General features: G+C 63.8%; 20 protein-coding genes and 3 pseudogenes. 13 read left to right on the top strand and 10 right to left on the bottom strand.

Going from position 1 to position 21,603, the window contains the following annotated elements; translation table 11 throughout:
- Positions 1–12: 12 nt before the first annotated feature.
- The 6 genes from OKW35_RS40250 to OKW35_RS40225 all read right to left on the bottom strand — a co-directional run bounded on the left by OKW35_RS40250 (position 13) and on the right by OKW35_RS40225 (position 9,295).
- Complete coding sequence (locus tag OKW35_RS40250) at positions 13–945, bottom strand: MaoC/PaaZ C-terminal domain-containing protein (protein WP_090804158.1); 933 nt, start codon at positions 943–945, stop codon at positions 13–15.
- Positions 946–959: 14 nt separating this feature from the next.
- Positions 960–2,375, bottom strand: a complete 1,416-nt coding sequence (locus tag OKW35_RS40245; protein WP_429554965.1) for a 3-oxoacyl-ACP reductase — start codon at positions 2,373–2,375, stop codon at positions 960–962.
- Positions 2,376–2,519: 144 nt separating this feature from the next.
- Positions 2,520–5,018 (bottom strand): acyl-CoA dehydrogenase, encoded by a 2,499-nt coding sequence (locus OKW35_RS40240; RefSeq protein WP_429554964.1) that lies wholly within the window; start codon positions 5,016–5,018, stop codon positions 2,520–2,522.
- A gap of 221 nt (positions 5,019–5,239) precedes the next feature.
- Positions 5,240–6,103, bottom strand: a complete 864-nt coding sequence (locus OKW35_RS40235) for a TetR/AcrR family transcriptional regulator (RefSeq protein ID WP_429554963.1) — start codon at positions 6,101–6,103, stop codon at positions 5,240–5,242.
- Positions 6,104–6,196: 93 nt separating this feature from the next.
- Positions 6,197–7,555: an IS110 family transposase gene (locus OKW35_RS40230; protein ID WP_429552359.1), complete on the bottom strand. Its 1,359-nt coding sequence runs from the start codon at positions 7,553–7,555 to the stop codon at positions 6,197–6,199.
- Between the two features lie 489 nt (positions 7,556–8,044).
- Entirely contained in the window at positions 8,045–9,295 is a 1,251-nt protein-coding gene (locus OKW35_RS40225; RefSeq protein ID WP_429357050.1) for an MFS transporter, read from the bottom strand.
- A gap of 371 nt (positions 9,296–9,666) precedes the next feature.
- Between OKW35_RS40225 and OKW35_RS40220 the strand changes: the two genes are divergently transcribed.
- Complete coding sequence (locus OKW35_RS40220) at positions 9,667–11,076, top strand: 3-deoxy-D-arabino-heptulosonate 7-phosphate synthase (protein ID WP_429554962.1); 1,410 nt, start codon at positions 9,667–9,669, stop codon at positions 11,074–11,076.
- Between the two features lie 118 nt (positions 11,077–11,194).
- Positions 11,195–11,440, top strand: coding sequence for a hypothetical protein (locus tag OKW35_RS40215; protein ID WP_090804167.1), 246 nt, complete (start codon positions 11,195–11,197; stop codon positions 11,438–11,440).
- 148 nt (positions 11,441–11,588) lie between these two features.
- Here OKW35_RS40215 and OKW35_RS40210 read toward each other — a convergent pair whose 3' ends face one another.
- Positions 11,589–11,990 carry a DUF6566 family protein gene (locus OKW35_RS40210; protein WP_429554961.1) on the bottom strand — a complete coding sequence of 134 codons (402 nt, stop codon included), beginning with the start codon at positions 11,988–11,990 and terminating at the stop codon, positions 11,589–11,591.
- 224 nt (positions 11,991–12,214) lie between these two features.
- Between OKW35_RS40210 and OKW35_RS40205 the strand changes: the two genes are divergently transcribed.
- The 3 genes from OKW35_RS40205 to OKW35_RS40195 all read left to right on the top strand — a co-directional run bounded on the left by OKW35_RS40205 (position 12,215) and on the right by OKW35_RS40195 (position 13,192).
- The gene (locus OKW35_RS40205) at positions 12,215–12,589 is read left to right on the top strand and encodes a phage holin family protein (protein WP_090804170.1); all 375 of its coding nucleotides are present in this window, start codon (positions 12,215–12,217) and stop codon (positions 12,587–12,589) included.
- Entirely contained in the window at positions 12,586–12,888 is a 303-nt protein-coding gene (locus OKW35_RS40200) for a hypothetical protein (RefSeq protein WP_429554960.1), read from the top strand. The genes OKW35_RS40205 and OKW35_RS40200 overlap by 4 nt, the downstream gene beginning before the upstream one ends.
- Positions 12,889–13,003: 115 nt before the next feature.
- Complete coding sequence (locus OKW35_RS40195) at positions 13,004–13,192, top strand: hypothetical protein (RefSeq protein WP_018418322.1); 189 nt, start codon at positions 13,004–13,006, stop codon at positions 13,190–13,192.
- Positions 13,193–13,423: 231 nt separating this feature from the next.
- Here the strand turns inward: OKW35_RS40195 and OKW35_RS40190 are convergent, their stop codons facing one another.
- On the bottom strand, positions 13,424–13,726 hold the full coding sequence (locus OKW35_RS40190; protein WP_184029736.1) for a DUF4148 domain-containing protein: 303 nt from the start codon (positions 13,724–13,726) through the stop codon (positions 13,424–13,426).
- A 292-nt stretch (positions 13,727–14,018) separates the two neighbouring features.
- Positions 14,019–14,454: pseudogene (locus tag OKW35_RS40185) on the bottom strand (SDR family oxidoreductase); the annotation flags it as partial.
- A gap of 4 nt (positions 14,455–14,458) precedes the next feature.
- Here OKW35_RS40185 and OKW35_RS40180 point away from each other — a divergent pair.
- The 3 genes and pseudogenes from OKW35_RS40180 to OKW35_RS40170 all read left to right on the top strand — a co-directional run.
- Positions 14,459–14,626 (top strand): annotated as a pseudogene (locus tag OKW35_RS40180) (LysR family transcriptional regulator); the annotation flags it as partial.
- Between the two features lie 292 nt (positions 14,627–14,918).
- Complete coding sequence (gene pstS, locus OKW35_RS40175) at positions 14,919–15,935, top strand: phosphate ABC transporter substrate-binding protein PstS (protein WP_429555133.1); 1,017 nt, start codon at positions 14,919–14,921, stop codon at positions 15,933–15,935.
- Between the two features lie 106 nt (positions 15,936–16,041).
- A complete protein-coding gene (locus tag OKW35_RS40170) occupies positions 16,042–16,470 on the top strand; it encodes a YciI family protein (protein WP_429554959.1) in 429 nt (142 codons plus the stop codon).
- 154 nt (positions 16,471–16,624) lie between these two features.
- On the opposite strand, the gene OKW35_RS40165 is transcribed toward OKW35_RS40170, so the two are convergent.
- The gene (locus tag OKW35_RS40165; RefSeq protein ID WP_184066861.1) at positions 16,625–17,356 is read right to left on the bottom strand and encodes a GlcG/HbpS family heme-binding protein; all 732 of its coding nucleotides are present in this window, start codon (positions 17,354–17,356) and stop codon (positions 16,625–16,627) included.
- A 354-nt stretch (positions 17,357–17,710) separates the two neighbouring features.
- Here OKW35_RS40165 and OKW35_RS40160 point away from each other — a divergent pair.
- From OKW35_RS40160 to OKW35_RS40140, 5 genes and pseudogenes are all read left to right on the top strand, one after another.
- Positions 17,711–17,842, top strand: a pseudogene (locus tag OKW35_RS40160) (tautomerase family protein); the annotation flags it as partial.
- A 186-nt stretch (positions 17,843–18,028) separates the two neighbouring features.
- Positions 18,029–18,907: a hypothetical protein gene (locus tag OKW35_RS40155; RefSeq protein ID WP_260321421.1), complete on the top strand. Its 879-nt coding sequence runs from the start codon at positions 18,029–18,031 to the stop codon at positions 18,905–18,907.
- A 183-nt stretch (positions 18,908–19,090) separates the two neighbouring features.
- On the top strand, positions 19,091–19,519 hold the full coding sequence (locus OKW35_RS40150; protein WP_429554958.1) for a YybH family protein: 429 nt from the start codon (positions 19,091–19,093) through the stop codon (positions 19,517–19,519).
- Between the two features lie 93 nt (positions 19,520–19,612).
- Positions 19,613–20,014 carry a GFA family protein gene (locus OKW35_RS40145; RefSeq protein WP_429406477.1) on the top strand — a complete coding sequence of 134 codons (402 nt, stop codon included), beginning with the start codon at positions 19,613–19,615 and terminating at the stop codon, positions 20,012–20,014.
- A gap of 450 nt (positions 20,015–20,464) precedes the next feature.
- The gene (locus OKW35_RS40140) at positions 20,465–21,586 is read left to right on the top strand and encodes an AI-2E family transporter (RefSeq protein ID WP_184066869.1); all 1,122 of its coding nucleotides are present in this window, start codon (positions 20,465–20,467) and stop codon (positions 21,584–21,586) included.
- The last annotated feature ends 17 nt before the right edge of the window (positions 21,587–21,603 follow it).

The following is a 21,603-nucleotide window of genomic DNA, read 5'->3' as shown; positions in this document are numbered from 1 at the left end:
CGCGCTCGCGGTTCACAGCAGCCGCCACTGCATGCGCCCGCGCAAATGCGGCTTTTCCCCGGCGATATCGCGCACCTCGAGATCGCGCTCGATCAGCGAAGGCGATGCGCTCCACAGCGACGCTTCGCCCGGCAGCAGCATCGGCACCTTGAACTCGGCGCTGAGCGTTGCTTCGGCGAGCGGCTTCGGCGGCTGCAGCGACGACGCCGCGCGCGCGAGCGTCCACATGCCATGCGCGATCGCGCGCGGAAAGCCGAACGCCTTCGCCGATAGCGCGCTGATGTGGATCGGGTTGTAGTCGCCGGACGCGCTCGCGTAGTCGCGGCCCAGTTGCGGCGCGAGCTGCCAGCGCGCGATCCGTTGCAGCGCATCGGGACCGAGCGTCAACGCTTCGAGCGGATGGCCGAGCGCCGGCACCGCGCGCTTCAGATAGATGCTGTCGCCGTCCCACACCGCCTCGCCGCGCCGATAGATGCGCGTATGCACGACGAACGCCTGGCCCTTGTCGTGACGCAGCAGCGCGCCGAATTCGACCTCGATGCGCAGCAGGTCCTTGTAGGCGAGCGGGCGGCGCAGCCGCACGTGATTGGCCAGATGCACGAGACCGAGCGCGGGCCACGGAAACGCGGGGTCGGTCAGCATCAGCAGATGCAGCGGAAACGCGAGCAGGTGCGGGTAGGTGAGCGGCACGCCGTGCTCGGGAATGAAGCCGCACACGCGCGCATAGCGCCACACGGGGCCGGGCTCGAGCACGACGGCGGGGCGCACGAGCCGCAACGGCGGCAGCCGCGTGTCGCGGCCGCGCTTGACGATGCCTGTCAGCGCGCGCCCGTACAGCTTGGCCGGCGCGGGCAGCGTTTCGATGACGACGGTTTTCGGCCGCGCGCCGTCGCCCGGCGCGGGAGCGAGCTGACGGCTGCCGAACGGATCACGCGGTTCGTCCATACCCATGCTCCCGTTCAGGCGCCAATCAGGCTTTGACCGCACACGCGCACGACCTGGCCCGTCACGCCGGCCGAGCCCGGATGCGCGAGCCACGCGATGGTCTGCGCGACGTCGACGGGCTGGCCGCCCTGACTCATCGAGTTCATGCGGCGGCCGGCCTCGCGGATCGCGAGCGGAATCTTCGCGGTCATCTGCGTTTCGATGAAGCCGGGCGCGACCGCGTTGATCGTGATGCCGCGCGCGCGCAGTGGCGGCGCCATGCTCTGCACCCGGCCGATCACGCCAGCCTTGGACGTGGCGTAGTTGGTCTGGCCTGCATTGCCCGCGATGCCGCTGATCGACGACACCGCGACGATGCGCCCGCCGTCGCGCAGGATGCCGCCCGCGAGCAGCGCGTCGTCGATGCGTTCCTGCGCGCTCAGGTTGATGTCGATCACGCTTTGCCAGACGGCGTCGGTCATCTTCGCGATGGTCTTGTCCTTCGTGATGCCGGCGTTGTGCACGATGATGTCGACGCCGAGCTCGTCGAGCGCGGCGGCGATCTGCGCGGGCGCTTCGGGCGCGGCGATGTCGAACGCGAGCGGGCTGCCGTTCAGCTGCCGCATCGTCGCATCGAGCGCGTCGCGCGCGGACGGAATGTCGAGGCCGATCACATGCGCGCCCTCGGCCGCGAGCACGCTCGCGATCGCCGCGCCGATGCCGCGTGCCGCGCCCGTGACCAGCGCGCGCCGGCCGGCGAGCGGCTGGCGCCAGTCGAACGCGGACGCGTCGTGCGGCGGCGCGCCATGTGCCGCGATCCGCACCACCTGACCGGACACATAGGCCGAGCGCGGCGACAGGAAAAAGCGCAGCGTCGCCTCGATGGCGTTTTCAGCGCCTTCCTCCACGTACACGAGATTCGCGGCGATGCCGCGCCGCGCTTCCTTGCCGAGCGAGCGCACGAGCCCTTCGAGCGCGCGCTGGGCAGTCCACTGACGCGGGCTCGCGCAGGCCTCGGGCGGCCGGCCCAGCACGACGATGCGCCCATACTTGCCGAGCGAGCGCAGCGTGTCGTGGAAAAAGCCGTGCAGCGGTTCGAGCAGGCTGCTGTCGTCGATACCGCTCGCGTCGAACATCAACGCGGCAAGCTTGCCCGGCGCACCGGCTTCGGCCGGCTCGAAGCGGCCGGTCATCAGGCCGTGGCGATGGGCGAGCGGCACCCACAGCCCGGCGCTTTCGTGCGCGACGCTCGTCATGCCGATGGTGGCGATCAGACTCGCGAGCGCGTCGAACAGGCGCGGCTCGCGGCCCGCGCCGATCGCGATCAGTCCGTCGAACTCGGGCCGGTCCGCGCGATAGCGCCGCAGCACCTCGGGCTTCGGCAGCCCGAGCGAGCGCGCGAGACGGCCGCCGAACGGCGAGTTGACGAACTTCAGGTAGGAGTCGTTCATGTTATCGGTTGCTCTGCTGGACGCGCCGCAGGCAGCCCCGTGATTTTCAGGGGCGCCGGACGTGTGTCAGTGTGCCTTGAGTTGCGTGACTCGGGTACGGTTTGCCGCGCTGGGTCGGTAGTTTTTTCTGCGTGAGCGCGCGCATCAGGCCACCAGTTCCAGCGCCTTTTCGAGCGCCTGCTTGCGCTGTTGCAAGCTCGCGAGCAGGTCGAAGTCGGCCGGGAAATCGTCGACCTTGACGACCTGCGCGCCGTAGCGCGCGTAGTCGTCGAGCACGCGCCGCTCGTCCGCGTCGACGAGGCCCTGGCGTTGCGCCGCATCGGTCCATGCGGCGAACTGCGGCAGGCTTTGCGGCAGCGGTTCGAGCAGACCCTGCTTCACCGCCTCGCGCAGCTTCTGCTCGATTTGCGTGAACTGCGGATTGAGCGCGAACGCGAGTTCGCCATAGCCGAGCGCATCGACGTCGGGGTGCGGCACGTACGAGTCGGCGACGAGCCGCTCGCGCGCGGCGCCGGGCGTTTGCATCAGTTCGGCGATCTCGCTGCCGACCCGGTCCGACGGCTCGCGATGCGGCAGGCCGAACGGGAATGCGAGCACACGCACGAGCGTCGCGGCGACCCGGTTCGGGTAGTTCGCGAGCACGCCGTCGAGCGCGTGCTGCGCCTTGTACAGCGCATCCTCGACGCCCCACCGCACGAGCGGCAGGTCGTCGTGCTGTCGGCCTTCGTCCTCGAAACGCTTCAGCGTCGCCGAGATCAGGAACAGCTGCGACAGCACGTCCCCGAGGCGTCCCGAGATGCGTTCGCGACGCTTCAGATCGCCGCCGAGCACCAACATCGACACGTCGGCGAGCAACGCGAACACGGCCGATAGACGCGTCGCCGCGCGATAGTACGCATGGAGCGGCGCATACGCGCGGCGCGGCTTCGCGATCAGCGCGCCGCCGCTCAGCCCATACACGGCACTGCGCACCACGTTCGACACCGTGAAATTCACGTGACCGAAGAACGCCGCGTCGAACTCGCGCAAGGCTTTCGCGCGATCGGGCTCGCGCGTCGCCGTCATTTCCTTCAACACGTACGGATGGCAGCGAATCGCGCCCTGGCCGAAGATGATCAGACAGCGCGTCAGAATGTTCGCGCCTTCGACGGTGATCGAGATCGGCATTTGCTGATACGCGCGCGCCAGAAAGTTCGACGGCCCCATGCAAATACCCTTGCCGGCGACGACGTCCATGCCGTCGTTGATGACCATGCGCGCGCGCTCGGTGATGTGATATTTGGCGATCGCCGAAATGACGGACGGCTTTTCGCCGAGGTCGACCGCCTGCGCGGACAGGCGGCGCGCGGCGTCCATCACGTACAGGTTGCCGCCCATGCGGCCGAGCGCTTCCTGCACGCCCTCGAACTTGCCGACGGCGGTGCGGAACTGGCGCCGAATCGCGGCATATGCGCCGGTGCCGCGCACGGCAATCTTCGCCATCCCGACGTTCGACGACGGCAGCGAGATCGCGCGGCCCGCCGCCAGACACTCCATCAGCATGCGCCAGCCGTTGCCGACCTGGGCGCGTCCGCCGATCACCCAGTCGAGCGGAATGAACACGTCCTTGCCCGAGTTCGGGCCGTTCTGGAACACCGCGTTCAACGGCCAGTGACGCCGGCCGATGTCGATGCCAGGGTGGTCGGTCGGAATCAGCGCGCAGGTGATGCCGGGTTCGTCGTTCGCGCCGAGCAGATGGTCGGGGTCGAGCGCGCGGAACGCGAGGCCGAGTACGGTCGCGATCGGCCCGAGCGTGATGTAGCGCTTGTCCCACGTGACGCGAAAGCCGAGCGTCTCGCGGCCTTCGTGCAGGCCCCGGCAAGCGATGCCGACATCGGGAATCGCGGCGGCGTCGGACCCGGCATACGGGCTCGTCAGCGCGAAGCAGGGGATTTCCTCGCCGCGCGCGAGACGCGGCAGATAGTAGTTCTTTTGCGCGTCGGTGCCGTAGTGCATCAGCAACTCGGCCGGGCCGAGCGAGTTCGGCACCATCACCGACACGGCCGCGGCCGAGCAGCGCGTCGCGAGCTTCATGATCACCTGCGAATGCGCGTACGCGGAGAACTGCTTGCCGCCGTACTGCTTCGGAATGATCATGCCGAGAAAGCCGTGCTGCTTGATGAACTGCCACGTTGGCGGCGACAGGTCCTGCCAGACCATCGTGGTTTCCCAGTCGTTCGCGAGCTCGCACAGTTGCTCGCATTCGACGTCGAGGAACGTCTGCTCTTCGGCGCTGAGCACGGCCGGGCCATAGCCGAGCAGCGTGTCCCAGTGCGGGCGGCCCGAGAACAGCTCGGCATCCCACCAGACCGTGCCCGCCTCGATCGCGTCGCGCTCGGTCGGCGACATCTGCGGCAGGATCTTGCGGAACGTGTCGAGCACCGGTTTCGCGAGCCATGCGCGGCGCAGCGGTTTGATCGTCAGCACGAGGGCGGGGAGTACGAACACGATCGCGAGCAGTGTCGTCAGCAGCGGGCCGGCCGCGCCGCTCACGAGTGCGGCCGCGACCCAGACGATCAGCGCCGCGAGCCACCATGAGGCGCGGGCCTGAACGTAGACGAGAGCGAATGCGGCGATGACGAGCGCCAGGATAAACCACGGCATGACGTTTCCTCCTCTGTGGTGACGCAATCGCCGGGCCAGCTGCGAGTCGCGCTCTTGCGTCGGGCGTTACCGCGTCTTACCGATTCGACTGACGGGCACGGCGCAGCTGCGCAACGTAGATGTACTGCTTGTACTGCTCGGGTAAGCGAGCTCGATCGGGTTCCATGTACGACGTGTGGTGGTTACGTCGAGTGATGACGCAATGACGCCGTGAGACGTCGTCAGGCGGTGCCGTGCAGCCCATGCTGATAGCTTGCCGGCGCCGCTTCCATCGTGCCGCCGCGGCTGTTGCTGTCGAACGTGTCGCGTGCCACTGCGCACGCGGCCGCCTCGCCGCTGGTATGTTCTTGCGCACTGGCGAACGTGCCGTCCACGCCGCCGTCGGTCGCATCGCCGAGCACGGCGCCGAACACGGCCAGTTGCGAGCCGTCCGGCAGCGGCGCCTTCAGCGCGGAGACCATCAGCGACGCAAGGCGCGCGATGAGCTGCAGATCGTTCATCGACTTGCCTTGCGAGAACTCGGCAATCAGGCTGTCGGTATCGGTGCCGGCGAGCACCCCCGACAGCGCGCCGATCGCGAAATGCAACCGCCAGCCGAGCTCCTCGCGCGGCAGATGCGGCAGCGCGCGCTGGAACGCGTCGAAGAAGCGCATCGCCACCGCTTCGTAATGCGCGTTCAGAAAGTCGCGGATGAACGACGAGGGATCGGTGTAGGCGCGCCCGAGCAGGCGCAGAAACGCTTTGCCGCCGACACGCGGATCGCGCGACAGACGCAGCGCCGGAATGAACATCGCGCCGAGCACGTGCTCGCAGGTCAGGCGCGCGCCGAGCATGACGTCGAAACGGTCGAGCAGCTTCAGGCGCTCCGGGTTCAGCTGATCGAGCCGGCGCGACAGCATCGAGTGAATCAGCGATTCCTTGCTGCCGAAGTGATAGTTGACCGCCGCGAGATTGACTTCGGCGCGCGAAGTGATCTGGCGCAGCGACATCGCCTCATAGCCGCATTCGATGAACAGCGTCTCCGCGGCGTCGAGAATGCGTGACTTCGTATCGCCGGCATGCCGGCCGGGTGTGCGAACTGCCATGTTGCCGTCTCCCTGTGGCCGGGGCTGCCGGCTCGCAAACACGCGATTCAAATCGATATTTGAAACGACCGTTTCCTGAGAAACTCCCCTGAGTCAGGTCGCTTTGGCCCGAAGGACATAGCCCAGGGACTCGGCCCGGCGCGTCAGGTTGTTCAGGACCCGCTGCCGATAACGTTCCTCATAATAGGCTGCGCCTGGATCGACATATTCCATGCCGTAGCGCAGTGTGTTGTAGAAGAGCGCCGCGATCTTGCGTGCGGTGGCAGTGACGGCCTTCGCCTTGCCGATGCGGGCTGACAGCCGTCGGTAGAAGCCGCCCAGAGCGGTGTCGGTCCTACCGACCGTGACGGCGGCGAGCCGCAACGCGGCAGCGGCCTTGCTGGAGGAGCGGCGCGTTTTCGAAGACAGGATCTTGCCGCCCGAGATCTTGTTGCCAGGTGCGAGGCACAGCCATGACGTGAAGTGCTTCACGCTCGGCCAGCGGGACATGTCGTTGCCGCATTCGGCAATGAGCTTGAGCGCCACGTAGGGTCCCAGGCCGTGAATCTGCGTCAGGTCGACACCGAGCATCCCGTACAGCGCAGCACGCACGTCGAATGAGAAGTCGTTTGACTGCTTGCCTCGATGTCGCGCTGCCGGCAGTGGCGCGGCGACGGGTTCGATGCCAGCCTGCAACTGCTTGAGCGCGATTTCGATCCGCTGATCGCATTGCGTCACCTGGGTCTGGTAGAAGTCGTACAGGGCCACGGCCTGGGTGAGCTCGAACACGTGTTCGGGCTGGTAATGACCGCCCAGCGCTTCACGGATTGTCTCGATGGAGGCTTTGCAGCGCCTGTCGCGATGCTGTGCGAGGACATCGGTATCGCGCTCACCCGCGACGATCGCCCGGATGATCTTCATGCCGGTGACGCCTGTGATGTCCTCAACGACGTGATGCAACTGTACATTCATCTGCATCATTGCCTTCTGCATATGCTGGATATGGGACGCCGCATATTCCAGCAGGCGCTCCCGCTGCCGCAGATAGGATCGTAGCGTGGCCACCTCCTGTCGGGGGCGGAAGCTGGCGCGCAGCAGTCCGTACCGGTGCAGCTTCTGCAGCCACTGGGCATCGTTCACATCGCTCTTGCGTCCCGGCACGCTCTTTGCCTCCCGGGCGTTGACCAGCAACACCTCGAAACCATAAGACTCGAGGATTTCGAACACGGGAAGCCAGTAAATCCCGGTCGACTCCATCACGACAGTCGTGACCTTGACCTGCCTGAGCCACCTGGCAAGTTCGTGAAGATCGGCGGTGAAGCTGCGGAACGAACGCACCGGTTCCTCGGCGCATTCGGGTCCGACCGCGACAACGTGAAACTGTGCGCCGACATCGATGCCTGCGGCGTGCGGATTGACAACGGACATATCGGTGCGGCGAGCGACGGTTCGCCTCGGTTTGGGCTGTGCCATGTCTGACCCTCCTGGTCATGGAAGTGCCAAAGGGCGGGACTGCGGTATCTATCACTTTCCTGAACGGGATCACCTCACGGTGTCACCAATGCCGGGTCCGCATCGGTCCCTGGACCATGTTTTTTAACGGGATCAGTCACCAGTAAGCGGACGGCCGCTCCCTTCAGCGTGGCCAGTGTAGGACTTGCCCGGAGTTTCTGCTCCTTGGGGAGGGCATGGCCCTTCGGATGTTTTTTAGGATAAGAAAGGATGGTCGGTGCGATCAAGGGACGGGCTCGACGAACTCCTCTAGAAGACCTGTCGGGGAACCATGCTGGCGAAGCGCGGCGCGTCATGCCGCGCGGAAAATAAAAAGACCGTTCCGAACGAATCGGAACGGCCTCGTGTCGTGTTGCGATGTAATCTGGCCTTGCGCTCGACGACCGGGTTGACCCGCCTCCACGCGTTGACGCGTATTGGCTAGCCGTCCAGTTCGAAAGCCTCAAGCTCTTAAACTCGTCCTCCGACCGCGCCGTCCGTCGATTCCGCGCCGACGACTTCACGCGCGGACTGCGTCATGTCGATGCCACGGCGCTCGCGACTGAACGGAATCAGCGCGCAGATCAGGATCGCGACGATGCCGACAACGATCGCCAGCACGAGCGCGTAGTTGTTGCCGTGCACTTCGGCGATTTTCGCTTGCAGCGGACCGTTGACCGACGCGATCAGATTGCCGAGCTGATACACGAGACCGGGGAAGGTCGCGCGGATTTCATCGGGCGAGATTTCGTTCAGGTGCACCGGAATCACGCCCCAGGCGCCTTGCACCGAGATCTGCATCAGGAACGCGCCGAGCGCGAGCAGGATCGGCGTGGTCGAGAAGGCCCACAGCGGCAGCACCGGCAGCGCGATCAACGCGGCGATGAAAATCGCGCGCTTGCGGCCGATCTTCTCCGACGCCCAGCCGAAGAACAGACCGCCGCAGATCGCGCCGATGTTCAGCGTGATCGTGATCCACGACACCGTGTGCGCGTCGAACTGGCGCTGTACGCGCAGGAAGGTCGGATACAGATCCTGCGAGCCGTGCGAGAAGAAGTTGAAGGCGGTCATCAGGATGATCGCGTACATCGACAGACCGACGTTCAGCTTGAGCGTCGCGACGAGGCCAGGACGGACCTTCTTCTCGAGCGTCTTGAACGCGGGCGACTCCGGCACATGCGCGCGAATGTACAGCACGAGCAGCGCGGGCAGCACGCCGACGAAGAACATGCCGCGCCAGCCGAGGTATTGATAGAACAGGCCGAACACGATCGACGCGAGCAGGTAGCCGCTCGGATAACCGGCTTGCAGAAGACCCGACACGATACCGCGCGACTTCGTCGGCACGGTTTCCATGGTCAGCGCGCCGCCGACACCCCATTCGCCGCCCATCGCGATACCGAATAGCGCGCGCAGCACGAGCAGCGTCATCAGGTTCGGCGACAGACCGGACAGCAGTTCGAGCAGCGAGAAGCACGCGATGTTGACCATCAGCGTCGGACGGCGGCCGTATTTGTCGGCGAGCCAGCCGAAAATCAATGCGCCGAGCGGGCGCATCATCAAGGTCAGCATGATCGCGACTGTGACCGAAGGAATGTCCGTATTGAATTCCTGCGCGATATCTTTCAATACGAACACCATCAGAAAGAAATCGAATGCGTCGAGCGTCCAGCCTAGATAGGCGGCGATCGTGACGTTTCTCTGTTCCCGAGTCCAGCTCATTGATTGTTCTCCTCAGTCTCCACAAAACCGCGTTTGATCGCGGACGGCACCGTAGCCCTTGCGCCTTATGGCAAGCGCTTCCCGGCGAGTGTACGCCGAGCATTAAACGTCTGCATGGTTGAAGCCGGTTTTCTCCGTGTTAATCCGGAGAGCAATATTCGTGCTGAATTCGTAGTGCATGTTTAATGTCGGAAAAATGCAATTGCCGGTTCGATTCATGTTTGTATTTTGTAATGTTTATCGGGATTTCCCAGCGCCCATTTTTCATGAAGTTTATGGCAATGGCGTTTTGACGGGGCGGCCCGTGCCGGTCCGCGCGCCGCATCGAACCTTCATGTACAGTTATTTCGCCAACTGATCGACATATCGCTATGTCCTTGACGCCATCGCCTTCGTTGCTCGACGAGATGCTCGACGCTGTCGCGCGTCGCTATCGCCTGCCGGCGCTTGCGGCCGTCTGCGCGCCGACGCAGCAAGCGAGACCCGCCACCGTGCTCGCGCTCGCGATCGAGCAGGCTCGCGAGGCGAGCGCGCGTGGCGAAGCGCCGGATGCGGCGAACCAGCGCTTCTTCGTCGAGGCGCTCGCGCGCATGATTCGGGAGGCGATGCGCGAGGACGCCGGCGACCCGGTGTTTCAGGCGATGCTGCTACGGCATCGCAGCACGGTGGTGCGCGAGTACGCGTCGCTGGCCGCGCACGCGAGCGTCGATCGCCGGCTGATCTACGCGGCCGTCAATGCGATCGCACATCCGGCCAAACAGCAGCGGCTGCTACCCGGCCTGCAACGCGACGCGCTGGCGCATCTGCACGCGCTGGCGTTCGCCGAAGCGTGGTCCGCGCTGGCCGAAGCCGTGCAAGCTTGCATCGATACGCCGCAAATCGCGCACGACGCGGCGCTGCAACGCGGCCTCGCGCAATTGCTGGAGAGTGCCGCTTTGCACCGCTTGCGGCGTCTTTACGCGCTCGCGTCCGACGCGCGCGTGCGTCAGTACCAGACGCTGTGGGATCGCCAGGGGCCGCGGCCGGGAAGCTCGACTGCCGTGGCACGAGGCTTGAGTTCGAAGCAGCGCGGCGCCGCGGTCGAGGCATCGGCCGCCGATGCGCTCGACGCGCTCGCGCGGCGCCTCAATGATGCGCAGGGTGCGCTCGCCTCGTACCGTGTCGTGAACTCGATGCGCGTGCCGGCCGCGATACCCGCGAGCCACGAGCGCGCGAAAACCGAATGGGACGTGGTGCTGCTGCGCCAGGCACAGCCCCCGGCCGACGCGGCGGCGTGGGACGTCTGCCTGCTCGTCGAAGCGAAGGCATCGGTCGATGCGGCCACCACCGATCTGCCGCGGCTCGTGCGTGGACTGACGCTGCTTGCGCATGCGGACCCGCACACTGTCTACCCGTTTCGGACGCAGCAGGGGACGGTGGGTTTGAGCGGCGCGTCGCTCGCCGCGCTGACGAGCGACGGGGCCGGTCTTCGCAGGACCGTGCTGTATTGCTGCGACGCACCCGTCGAAGCGGCGCCGCGCGTGCTGGGCCCTGCGAGCCGGATGCAGCTGCTGTCGGCGCACGCCAGCCTCGATTTCGCGGCAGCACTGGCGGATGGCCGTGATGCCGATTGCGCGGTGCTGGAACCGGTGTGGCATCAGTTGCTCGAATCGCCGAGATGGCGGACGGCGCTCGACCAGTACGCGACGCTGCGCGAGGTCCGCGAATTGATGGTTCATCCGGACGACTTGCGGGCCGCCGTCGGCATCGCCGACGCAAGACGGTTGAGCGCGGCGCGCTAGGCCTGCCAGGTCTGCCTGAGGCCAACGCAAGCGCTGTGCCGCAGTCGCGGCGCGATTGCATTGGAGGTGGCGCGCGCGTTGCTCGTAGCGATAGATCTTCGAGCAAAAAGGAGTGGTGATGGAAACGCCGTCGAAGCGACTGTCGGACACACAGGTGCAGGTTGCCAGCAAGATCTACGGATTTCGCTCGCCGCAGGAGGCGGACCGTTTCGTGCAATGTCTACGCGACGGCGACGCGAGCCGCTGCGTCGCGGACGTTCCGCCCGAGACAGCAACCGATGCCTATCCCCCAGGAACCCGCACAGGGTCGGGCGCGGGCATGACGATCGGGCCGCTGCCGGGCGGGCTCGATAGCGACGAGTAACGCGTTTGCGCCGGATCGCCGGCGCGGGCACGGTTCTAACGCCTCGGCGATCAGAAAGACAATCTCGACCCGGGCAATCCGTCGAACCTGCAATCACGACATTTGCAACGTGCGCGTATTGCGACGTGCGCGTGTTGCGACGCCCGCGTCAGCGCACCGGCCCCAGCGACGCCGACAGAGGTGCGGAGCCGCCGCCCAGCGTCCGGTCGATCAGATAGCGGCCCTGTTCGATGCCGGCGCGCAACGCTTCCGCCTCGGTGAGCCATTCCGGCGTCACGGGCTCCACGTTGGCCAGATTGGCGGGTATCTCCAGCGGCCGGCCCTCGCGGGAAATCGACACATCGGCGATCCAGGCGCCTCGCGAGTTCCGATGCGCGGTCACCGTGATCAGCGCGCCGCGGTGCGCGTCATGCATCGCGTGGTGGGAGCCGGGCTCGGCGCGCGCGGCCGGCATCGCGCGTCCGTCCGCGCTAGCCATATCGGAGCCGGTCTCGCCGATGCTTGCGCCGGCGCTGCGGTCAGTGTGATCGGTTGGGGGGAGCGGGGTCATGCTGTCCTCGGCGAGCGAATGATCTGCCTGATTCGAGCAAGCGCTGTGCCGACCGGGCGAACGCGTGCAGGCATCCGTCCAGAAACGGGCACGCGGCGTGCGATCGCTCAGCGCGGGCCCGGCTCTTGCGCTGCGCTCAACGCTGGCGTCGCTTCGCTCTGTCGGTCGAGAGGCGAAGTCTTTGCTGATGGCGGCCGGCGCAAATGAATCGTAAGGAGGACGGAATGTCGATCCATGCGAAGGTCACGAGGTGGCGCAACGTCGGGCGATTCTGCGTCGAACGTGTAACCGACTATAGCGAACTGCTCGCGCTGGAAGTCGAGGAGACGCGAAAGCGTCTGGTGCGCGAGTTGAGCGCACTCATGGCGTTGGCAGTCGCGGGCCTGTTCACGCTGTCCTTCATTTGCATCGCGATCATCGCCACCGCGTGGCAGACGCCTTACTTCCTTGCGGTGGTCTGGGGCGTGGCCGCCGCGTGGCTGCTCGTGTGCATCGTGTCCTTGCTCGTCTTGCGGGCGCAGAAACCGGCGCAATCGCTTCACGTGCTCAAGGCCGAGATTCACTCCGATCTCGACGCTCTCAGGGAGTCGCTCAAATGAGTCAGCCACAACACGCAAATGAGCTTGCCCGGGTCACCATTCTGGAACGCATGGAGGCATCGCGAGCCGCATTGGTCGCGGCGAACCAGACTGCCGCGTTGCCGGCGGTGCGGGCAGCCTCGCGCTCCTCCGCCGGCAATGTGCTCGCGTCGCTCGCCGAGGCGCCGCATGTTGCGCTGCTTCTCGCGCTGGTGATCGGCGGCATCGTGCTGGGGCCGCGCCGCACGCTGTCGATCGCGGGCCGTTCCGGTCTTGCGGCGTGGATCGCCCGCAATGTGCGGCGGTCGATCGCGCAGTGACGCCCTGAGCGAATGCAGCGATCGGACCAGGCAAAGCAGAATCGCCTCAGCGAACCGTGTGCAACCCTACCAGCCTGCTAGACTGGAAGTTCCCCTGCAAGCCATGGAGGGAAATATGACGACCGTCTACGTCGTAAAGACCGGCGAAAAGTTCCTCTGCACGGCAGAGGACGGCGATATCGGCATGGCACCGGAGATTAAGGAAGCCACGTCCTTTCGCTCGTATGAGGAAGCGAATAAAGTCGCGAACGAGCACGCCGACCCCGGATACGAAATCCTGACCATCGACGTTAACAAACGCTGACGAGGTGTTAGCTGTTTGCGCCCAGGCGCTCAGCGAAACAAGGCTGGCAATACAACAGGCGCCATGCGACATGGCGCTCGGGTCGGGTGCGTCCGAAATCGTCGTCATGACGGCTTCGGGCATTCAGGCGGCGGCCGCAACCACTCTGCAAGCGCGCATAGCACGACACTCCACGCCGTCCCCGGCGGGGACGGCATGCTCTGCATCGTCGAGCTGGTCAGGCGAGCAGGCTTACGATCCGCCAAAGAACACCGGCTTCATCCCACTCGTGCTGGCCGGATTACCCATCTGCTGCGTACCGCTGGTCGCGGGGCCGTAGCCGCTGCTTTGGCCTGCGGCAGTGGCGTTGGTGGTCGGCATGTTGGTAGGAAAGTCGACGGTATTCGCATTGGCCGGATTGAAGCCGGCTTGCTCGAGCTGAGCGATTTCTGCCTGCACTTGCGCGTGCGTCAGCGCCCCGTCCGACTGCGCCAGCGATGCAACTGACACAGCCATGACCGCGACCGCGCAAGCTGTGTGGACTAACGTCTTCATGATGGCCCGCCTCCTTGTTGGTTACTCCGGCTGACTCGCGCTTTGCTTTTCGCGGTTCAACTGATCAAAGGTTAGGTGAGGAACCGCACAGTGGTCGTTTATTTTTCATGGTAGGGGGTTCGTCCATCAGCCGACGCCGGTCGACGCTAGCGCCCGAACGCTCCGATGTCGGCCGCGCATCCGAGACCGTACCTCCGGACACGAGCCGACATCATCGAAGCGTGGGTCAAGCAGCCGTTCGCGGGTCGTCGTCGAACATCCGCATTCCCGCGGGTGCCGTCGTCAAGAAAGCTCAGGTGCGCGTAATCGAAGCCCCACCGTCCACCAACGAAGCGGTACCCGTCACGAAGGACGAATCGTCGGAAGCAAGGTAGAGCGCCGAGCGGGCAATCTCTTCCGGCTTTGCGACCCGCTTGAGCGCGTGCAGCCCGGTCACGAACGTCTGCGATTCGGCCGTATCGTTCATACCGCGATACATCTGCGTGTCCACCGCGCCCGCGAGGATCGCGTTGACGCGCACGCCTTGCGGGCCGTATTCAGCCGCGAGCGCTTGCGTCAGTCCGATCAGCCCGGCTTTGCTCGCGGCATAGGCGGCGGTCCCCGGGAAGGCGAACGAGTAGCCGACGAACGTCGGACGTGAAGATGATCGACCCACCGCCTTGCTTGATCATTTCAGGAATCTGATGCTTGGCGCCGACAAACGCGCTCGTCAGGTTGGTGGCCAGCGTCGCTGACCTACGCGCAGGCCGGCTCGTCCAGGTATTGCCTGAATACCGTTTGCCGGATATCGATGTGCTCGCGCTGTATCCGAGCCGTCGCCACGTGAGCGCAAAAGTTCGTGCGGCAATCGATTTCCTGGTCAACGCGTTCTCGGGCGTGCCACCGTGGGACGAGACGTGAAGGGATGTCTGATGTGTGTCGGCTGTCCGGAAACCGGATGCCTGCAATTGGGGAAGAGGCCGCCGGGCACGGCGCGTTCGATAGCATGATTCAACTGGAATTCGGTCTGTCACCGTTCTTTAATGTGTCGTATGGCGCGTCATGCAGGAGACCTGACACACCCGATGAAAACTGCACATTGAATTACCGGCACGGTCGCCCTCCAACGAGCTCATGCGGTGGCAGGTCTGGATCAGCGATGTCCCGGAACAAGAACCGACGGGAGACATTCGTGAGAACATCCGACGCCATCATGGCCGGTCTGATCTGCTGTTCATGCGCAGCCGCGGCCTACGCCGCCGACATCAAGGGAGCCGGCAGCACGTTCGCCGCTCCCCTCTACACCCAATGGGCCGCCGACTACCAGAAGTCGGGTGGCAGCACGGTGATCTATCAGGGCACGGGTTCGTCCGATGGGCTCAAGCAGGTCATCGCCCGGGAAGTCGACTTTGCGGGCTCGGACGCGCCACTGACCGACGATCAACTGACCCGCAACGGCTTGCGGCAATTTCCAATCGTAATCGGCGGCGTGGTAGCCGTCGTGAACCTTCCGGGGCTCAAAGCCGGCGAGGTGATGTTGACGGGGCCGGTCGTCGCCGACATCTATCTCGGCAAGATTCAGTTCTGGGACGACCCGGCAATCGTGCGGTTGAACCCAAAGATCAAGATGCCTAATTACCCGATTGCCGTGGTGCGTCGCCAGGATGGCTCGGGCACGACGCTGATCTGGACTCACTACCTCGCGCAGGTCAGTCCGGAATGGAAGCGCAGGGTAGGCGAAGGCACCAGCGTGCGGTGGCCGCTCGGCATCGGCGGCAAAGGCAACGAGGGCATTGCCACGTATGTCGGCTATCTGCCCGGCGCAATCGGCTATGTCGCATGGGATTTCACGAAACAGAACCGCTTGAAGTACGTTGCCATGACCAATGCGGCGGGTAATGTCGTTCAGCCCAGCGCCGCGACCTTCAAGGCAGCCGCGGCGAGCGCCGACTGGTCGGGCTCTCTCTCGCAATCGCTGACCAACCAGCCGGGCAAGGATGCCTGGCCGGTCATGGGTGCGACTTATGTGTTGCTTCCGGCGACGCCGAACAAGCCGGGCCACGACGAAGCCACCTTGAAGTTTTTCGAATGGGCGTTGAGTCATGGTGGGCCGACGGTCAACGCGCTGGATTACATACCGCTTCCGGAGCTGGTCGTGACGAAGATCCGCGCACAATGGCCCGCCGATACAGGCGAAAAGTCGGTGCACAACGCGTTCGCAGTGCCGTGACCAGCAATCGTGTCTGGCGCGTGTCGATTTCCCCTATGATCATTCGTCGTCGTCACTGGAGGCGCCGTTGCCTCCAGACACTTTCGTCTTCTAAGGGAAAACCCAAATGCGCGTCATGGTCATGATCAAGGCAACCCCCGAATCGGAAGCCGGGCAAATGCCGAGTACCGAACTCCTCACGGCGATGGGGCAGTACACCGAGCAATTGGTCAAGGCCGGCATCATGCAGGGCGGCGACGGGTTGAAGCCGAGTTCGGCCGGCGCTCGCGTGAGGTTCTCAGGGAAGGACCGCACCGTCATTGACGGCCCGTTTGCGGAAACCAAGGAATTGATCGCCGGGTACTGGCTCTGGCAGGTTCAATCGATGGACGAAGCGATTGAATGGGTAAAGCGCTGCCCGAATCCGATGGTCAGTGATTCAGAGATCGAGATTCGCCCGTTCTTTGAGCCTGCGGATTTTGGCGAAGCTTTTACGCCCGAGCTTCAAGACGAGGAAAATCGTCTGCGCAGGCAAATTGACGGGCAGATGCGTTGACGATTTTCACCGCATCAGTCTGCGGGTACGAACGCACTCCAGATCCGACTGTCCGAGACGCTACGCGGGCTTCCGATACGTTGTCCGGAAGCCCGATGCCACGGGTCGATGATTGCCGTCGTCAGCGGGTCGCCGGCCAACCGTTCGAAGCCGGTCAGTGCGAAGGTATCTGCTCGATCTTATCGGCGCTCAGGTCGCTCGGGAAGCAATGAGGATGCTCAAAGCCGATCGGAGATCCGCTCGTTGAATAGACGATGTTATCCGTGTTGTTCGGGCCTTGGCCGGCGGGTACAGTGCCGAGCCCCGCGAGCTTGCGCATACGATAGGCGATCGCATGATCGGCGCAGGCGCTATCGCCGCTCACACCCAATCCTCCGATGACTTTCCCTGCTGCATAAAGCGCGACGCCGCCGCCGAAGGTAATGACGCCGCCAAGCGTGTGTCCGATGCCGCTGCCCTGTTCGAGGAAGCGCGCGTCAAAAGGATTCGAATTATTCAGGCCGTAAAGGGAGCCGCCCGGCTGGGCGGCCGCGTAGAGATTTGCCGTCGATAGGGCAAGTGCGTCGTTGCTGAAACCGTTCGCGGTATAAGCTTTCGCGATTGCAATGGCCCGGCTACCGGGCCAGGCGTCGCCGGTCACGATCACCGAACACAGATGCCCCTGCCGATCGACAATGGCCGCCCACATCCGGTTAGGCTTGAAGATCCCGCCGTTCGCATCGGACAGGTTCACGACCGTATGCAACTGCTTTTCCACCAATGCGACCGTACCTTGAGGTAGCGTGCATCGGGCTTGTGGGACATCATCATCGCCAGAGGCACGACTTTCGTGCGAAAAGGACGCAATACAAAACGCTGCGACAGCGACGGTAAGCATCTTACGCATGACGATTCTCCTGACGATCGATTTGACAGCAGGCACGCTGTTGGCGAGAACGCGAACAAACAATAGGACAGCCAATGAAATAAACGACTCATCGCTGTTGAATGTCGGTGGCGAGTTCCCGGCAGCGAACGTACCTCGTTGATCCGGGACTTCGTGTAAATAGTGAAGACCATTATGCAAGGGCAATTGGCCAAAACAGAGTGCCCGTCAGCCATGCATGCCTGGCGTTCGACACTGCTACGGACACGAGCGACGATCGGCTCGCCAGAGCGTGGTGCGGCGACGGTTTTGATCGATTGGATGGCGCGGCATATAGTTGGCGCGTGCGCAACACTCTCATTGGAGATCGACGCAATGCCTTATCTACAGCTTGATGTAAACGATCACTACTCTGTCGAGAGCAAAAGACTGCTCGCGGCGAAAATGAGTGAGACCTATGCTCGGATGATGTCGGTGGACGTCAGGCGAATCAGCGTAGGCGAGCGATGAGGGTCCGGGTTCCGCGGCCTGTATTTGCGCATGGCCGTATGACGTCGGCGATATGCGGGAACCACGAGGGCGCCAGGATCGGATCCGCCTCCGTTGCGCCACGACCTGAGCCAAATTAGGAGGAGGACCATGAACAGGCTTGCGACATACCCGGCAGGTAATCGGCGGAAGCGACCGTGGTGGATGGTCTTGATCACGACGGTGTTCTGTTTCTTATGCCAGAGCGTCGTCGCGCAAGCGGACGACGGCGCGGCTCGCCTGCACGCGAAATATCAAAGTCTGACGCAGCAACTCGCGCACAACCAGTTTCAGCGACCGCTGTACCTCGAATCGCAGGAGTTGCCGTCGGCGCTCAAGGGCGATATTTACGGGGTGCTCAACTATCCTTTCGCGGTGGTCAGCGGCGCGCTCAACGACCCGACTCAGGGCCCGGCCAACTGGTGCGACGTGCTGATCCTGCATCTGAACACCAAATACTGCCATGCGTCGACCAGCGACAGCGGTACGATCCTCACCGTGAACATCGGCAAGAAAACCGAGGAATCGCTTTCGTCGTCGTACCGCGTGCAATTCAACTTTCGTGCGGTAGCGAGCACCCCTGATTATTTTCGCGTCGAGCTCACTGCCGCCAAGGGTCCGCTGAGCACGAAAGACTACCGTATCGTGCTGGAAGCGATACCGGTGGGCGATAACCGCACCTTTATTCACCTGACCTACGCGTACGGATATGGCACGGCGGGACGGATTGCCATGAAAACCTACCTGGCGACGATCGGCAGCGACAAGGTCGGCTTTTCCGCTACGCCCGATTCGTCGACGAGCGAGCCGCAATACATCGGCGGCGTGCGCGGCCTGGTCGAACGCAATACGATGCGCTACTACCTCGCCATCGATGCCTATCTTGGCGCGCTTTCCAGCCCGCCCAACGCCCGCCTCGACAAACGCCTCGCTGACTGGTTCGATGCGACCGAGCAGTATCCGCGGCAATTGCACGAGGTCAGCCGCGCCGACTATATGCAAATGAAGCACGACGAGTATCAACGTCAGCAGATCGCCCAGTGATCCGCGCAGCGGGCGGGGATCTGATCAATGCAACGCAATATCGTGTTGAAGGTTTTTTCGGGGGGATGTCGATCCGATGGTGCGTCGATCGTCGTTACCTGGTAAGACAATTGGTCAGGAACCCTGGATCTGCCGTTTTGCGCCAGGTCTGGCCGCCATCGTCATCCGACCTGGGAGCACACTGTGAACCGACTCGACAATCCGATCCTGCAAGTCCTGGAAGGCTACAAAGCCGCGGTATTGGCAAAAGACGTGGACGCGTTCGTTGCGCTATACGACCGCGATGCGGTGGTCTTCGACATGTGGGGGACATGGTCGTACCACGGCATCGCATCGTGGCGCGCCATGGTGGAGGGCTGGTTCGGTTCGCTGGGTACGGAACGTGTGATAGTCGATTTCAGCGCGGCGCAAACGATCGTCGCCGCGGACCTCGCCGTCGTTCACGCCTTCGCGACATATAAAGCCGTCGACGCCGACGGATCGGAACTGCGCTCCATGGACAATCGCCTCACCATGACGCTGAGGCAGCAGGCCGACGGATGGAAAATTGTCCACCAGCACACCTCCTCTCCGATCGAGGTCGGCACGGCGCAGGTCATTTTCAGGCGCTAGCGGTCTGGCGGTTCGACATCGCGCGTCGGCTCGCGAATAATCACGGCTGCGTGACTTTCCAATTTGCGACGTACCTTCTGTTTAAAAGTAGCCATGACACCATTGCTTGCCGGCCGATGCCTTTGCGGTGCCGTCCATTACTCGGTAAGAGACGAATTCGTCTATGCGTTGAACTGCCACTGTTCAAACTGCCGGCGCGCGACCGGCTCGGCGTTCAAACCCTTCGCGGGAATCGAGCGCGACAAGCTGCGCATCACTCGGGGCGAAGACAGCCTGTTGATTTTCGGCGATGAACGAGCGTCGCATGACGTGCGCTGCAAAATATGTGGAAGCCTGATGTTCTCAGTGGTTCGTCAGGGGCAGTACGTTCACGTCACGCTGGGAACACTCACAGACTCGCCCGCCATGTCTCCCACTGCCCACATTTTCGTGGGTTCAAAGGCACCGTGGTATTCGATCACTGACCAATTGCCGCAACACGACGAATTCGGGTGAGTCTCCTTCCTATCGCAACATCGACTCGAAAGGCGCCGTACCAGCCGCCGCCGCCCTGCGACAGCACGATCAGCGGCAGGTGATGGCCTGCTATCGGCGCGCCGGCCGCGACGGTCCGGGTGACGTCGCCCAAGGCGTGCGGCGTGGCCGGCGCATCGGTGGGATACCAGATTCCGGCCGTGAGCGGCGGCTCGGCGGCTGAGCTCCGGACGGCTCGAGGTCTATGAGACCAAAGTCCAATTGAATATTTCAGGCGCGGGTTCAATAGTAGTGAAACGCCGCGTTCTGTCGACGACAAAGCCGGCGCGATCCTCTTCCTAAAATGCCGAAATTGCAGGCAGGCCTTGGTATTGGCGTCAGGAACGTTCCAGTGGGTTTGAGTTTTCGCGATTGCAGGCCTATCACGGTGTCGCCGCCGAACCGCGACGCGACCTGGCGGGAGAACAACTTATGCTGCTCACACCGATTCCCCAACGGACTCCATCCCGAGAGATGCTCGACGTCCTGATCCGCGCCGGACTCATCGCGGTCCTGGCCGTATTCTGTTTTCGGATCTTCGCGCCGTTTCTTAACCTGATGGCCTGGTCGGTGATTCTTGCGATCACGCTCTATCCGCTGCAGGTCCTGCTTCGCTCCATGCTCGGCGGCAAGGATGGCCTGATCGCCACGCTGATCGTCCTTGTCGCGCTTGTCGTGATTCTGGTGCCAACGTATGCGCTGGGTCTCGCGGTAGCCGATTCGGTCGAGAAATCGATAGCCATTGCCAGGAGCGGTAGCTTCCGGATTCCGCCTCCCGCGGACTCGGTGGCGAGTTGGCCGCTGGTCGGCCAGCGTGTGTACGACTTCTGGCAACAGGCATCGACGGACCTGACCGGTCTTGCGCATAAATTCGCCCCGCAGTTGAAGGAGGCCGGGCTCGCTGTGCTTGCAACGGTGACGGGTCTCGGTGCCGGCCTGGTGATATTTTTCGTCGCGCTGATCGTCGCAGGCATCCTGATGGCCCACGGTGAGAAGGGCTATCACAGCGCGGTGCAGATCGCCTCGCGCATCTCGGGGCCCGAGAACGGCGCTCAGATCGCCGACTTGTGCACGGCGACGATTCGCGCGGTGGCCCAGGGGGTAGTGGGCATCGCGTTTATCCAGATGCTGCTGATCGGCATCGGCTTCATCGTGAAGGGGATACCCGGCGCGGGGTTGCTCGCGCTGGCCGTGCTGCTGCTCGGCATCATGCAATTGCCGGCCACGCTGATCACCATTCCGGTGATCGCCTTCGTGATCGTCACGGACGGCGTGAACACCGCAAACATCATCTTCTCGGTTTACGTGTTCGTCGCGGGCCTCGCCGACAACGTGCTCAAGCCATTGATGCTGGGCCGTGGCGTCGCGGTGCCGATGCCCGTCGTGCTGATCGGAGCGCTCGGCGGCATGGTGACGGGAGGCGTCATTGGGCTATTCGTTGGGCCCGTGATGCTGGCCGTCGGTTATCAGCTGTTCTGGCGCTGGGTCCGAGACCAGCCTCAACCCAGGCAACCCACGCAACCGACGCAGACCCACGAACAGAAGCAGACCTGAAGCTCGAGGATGGCTCC

The sequence above is a fragment of the Paraburkholderia sp. MM5477-R1 genome, assembly GCF_050436385.1.
Lineage (GTDB): Bacteria > Pseudomonadota > Gammaproteobacteria > Burkholderiales > Burkholderiaceae > Paraburkholderia > Paraburkholderia tuberum.
The sequence above is the reverse complement of the archived record's forward strand: the minus strand, read 5'-3'. Positions and strand labels throughout refer to the sequence as shown.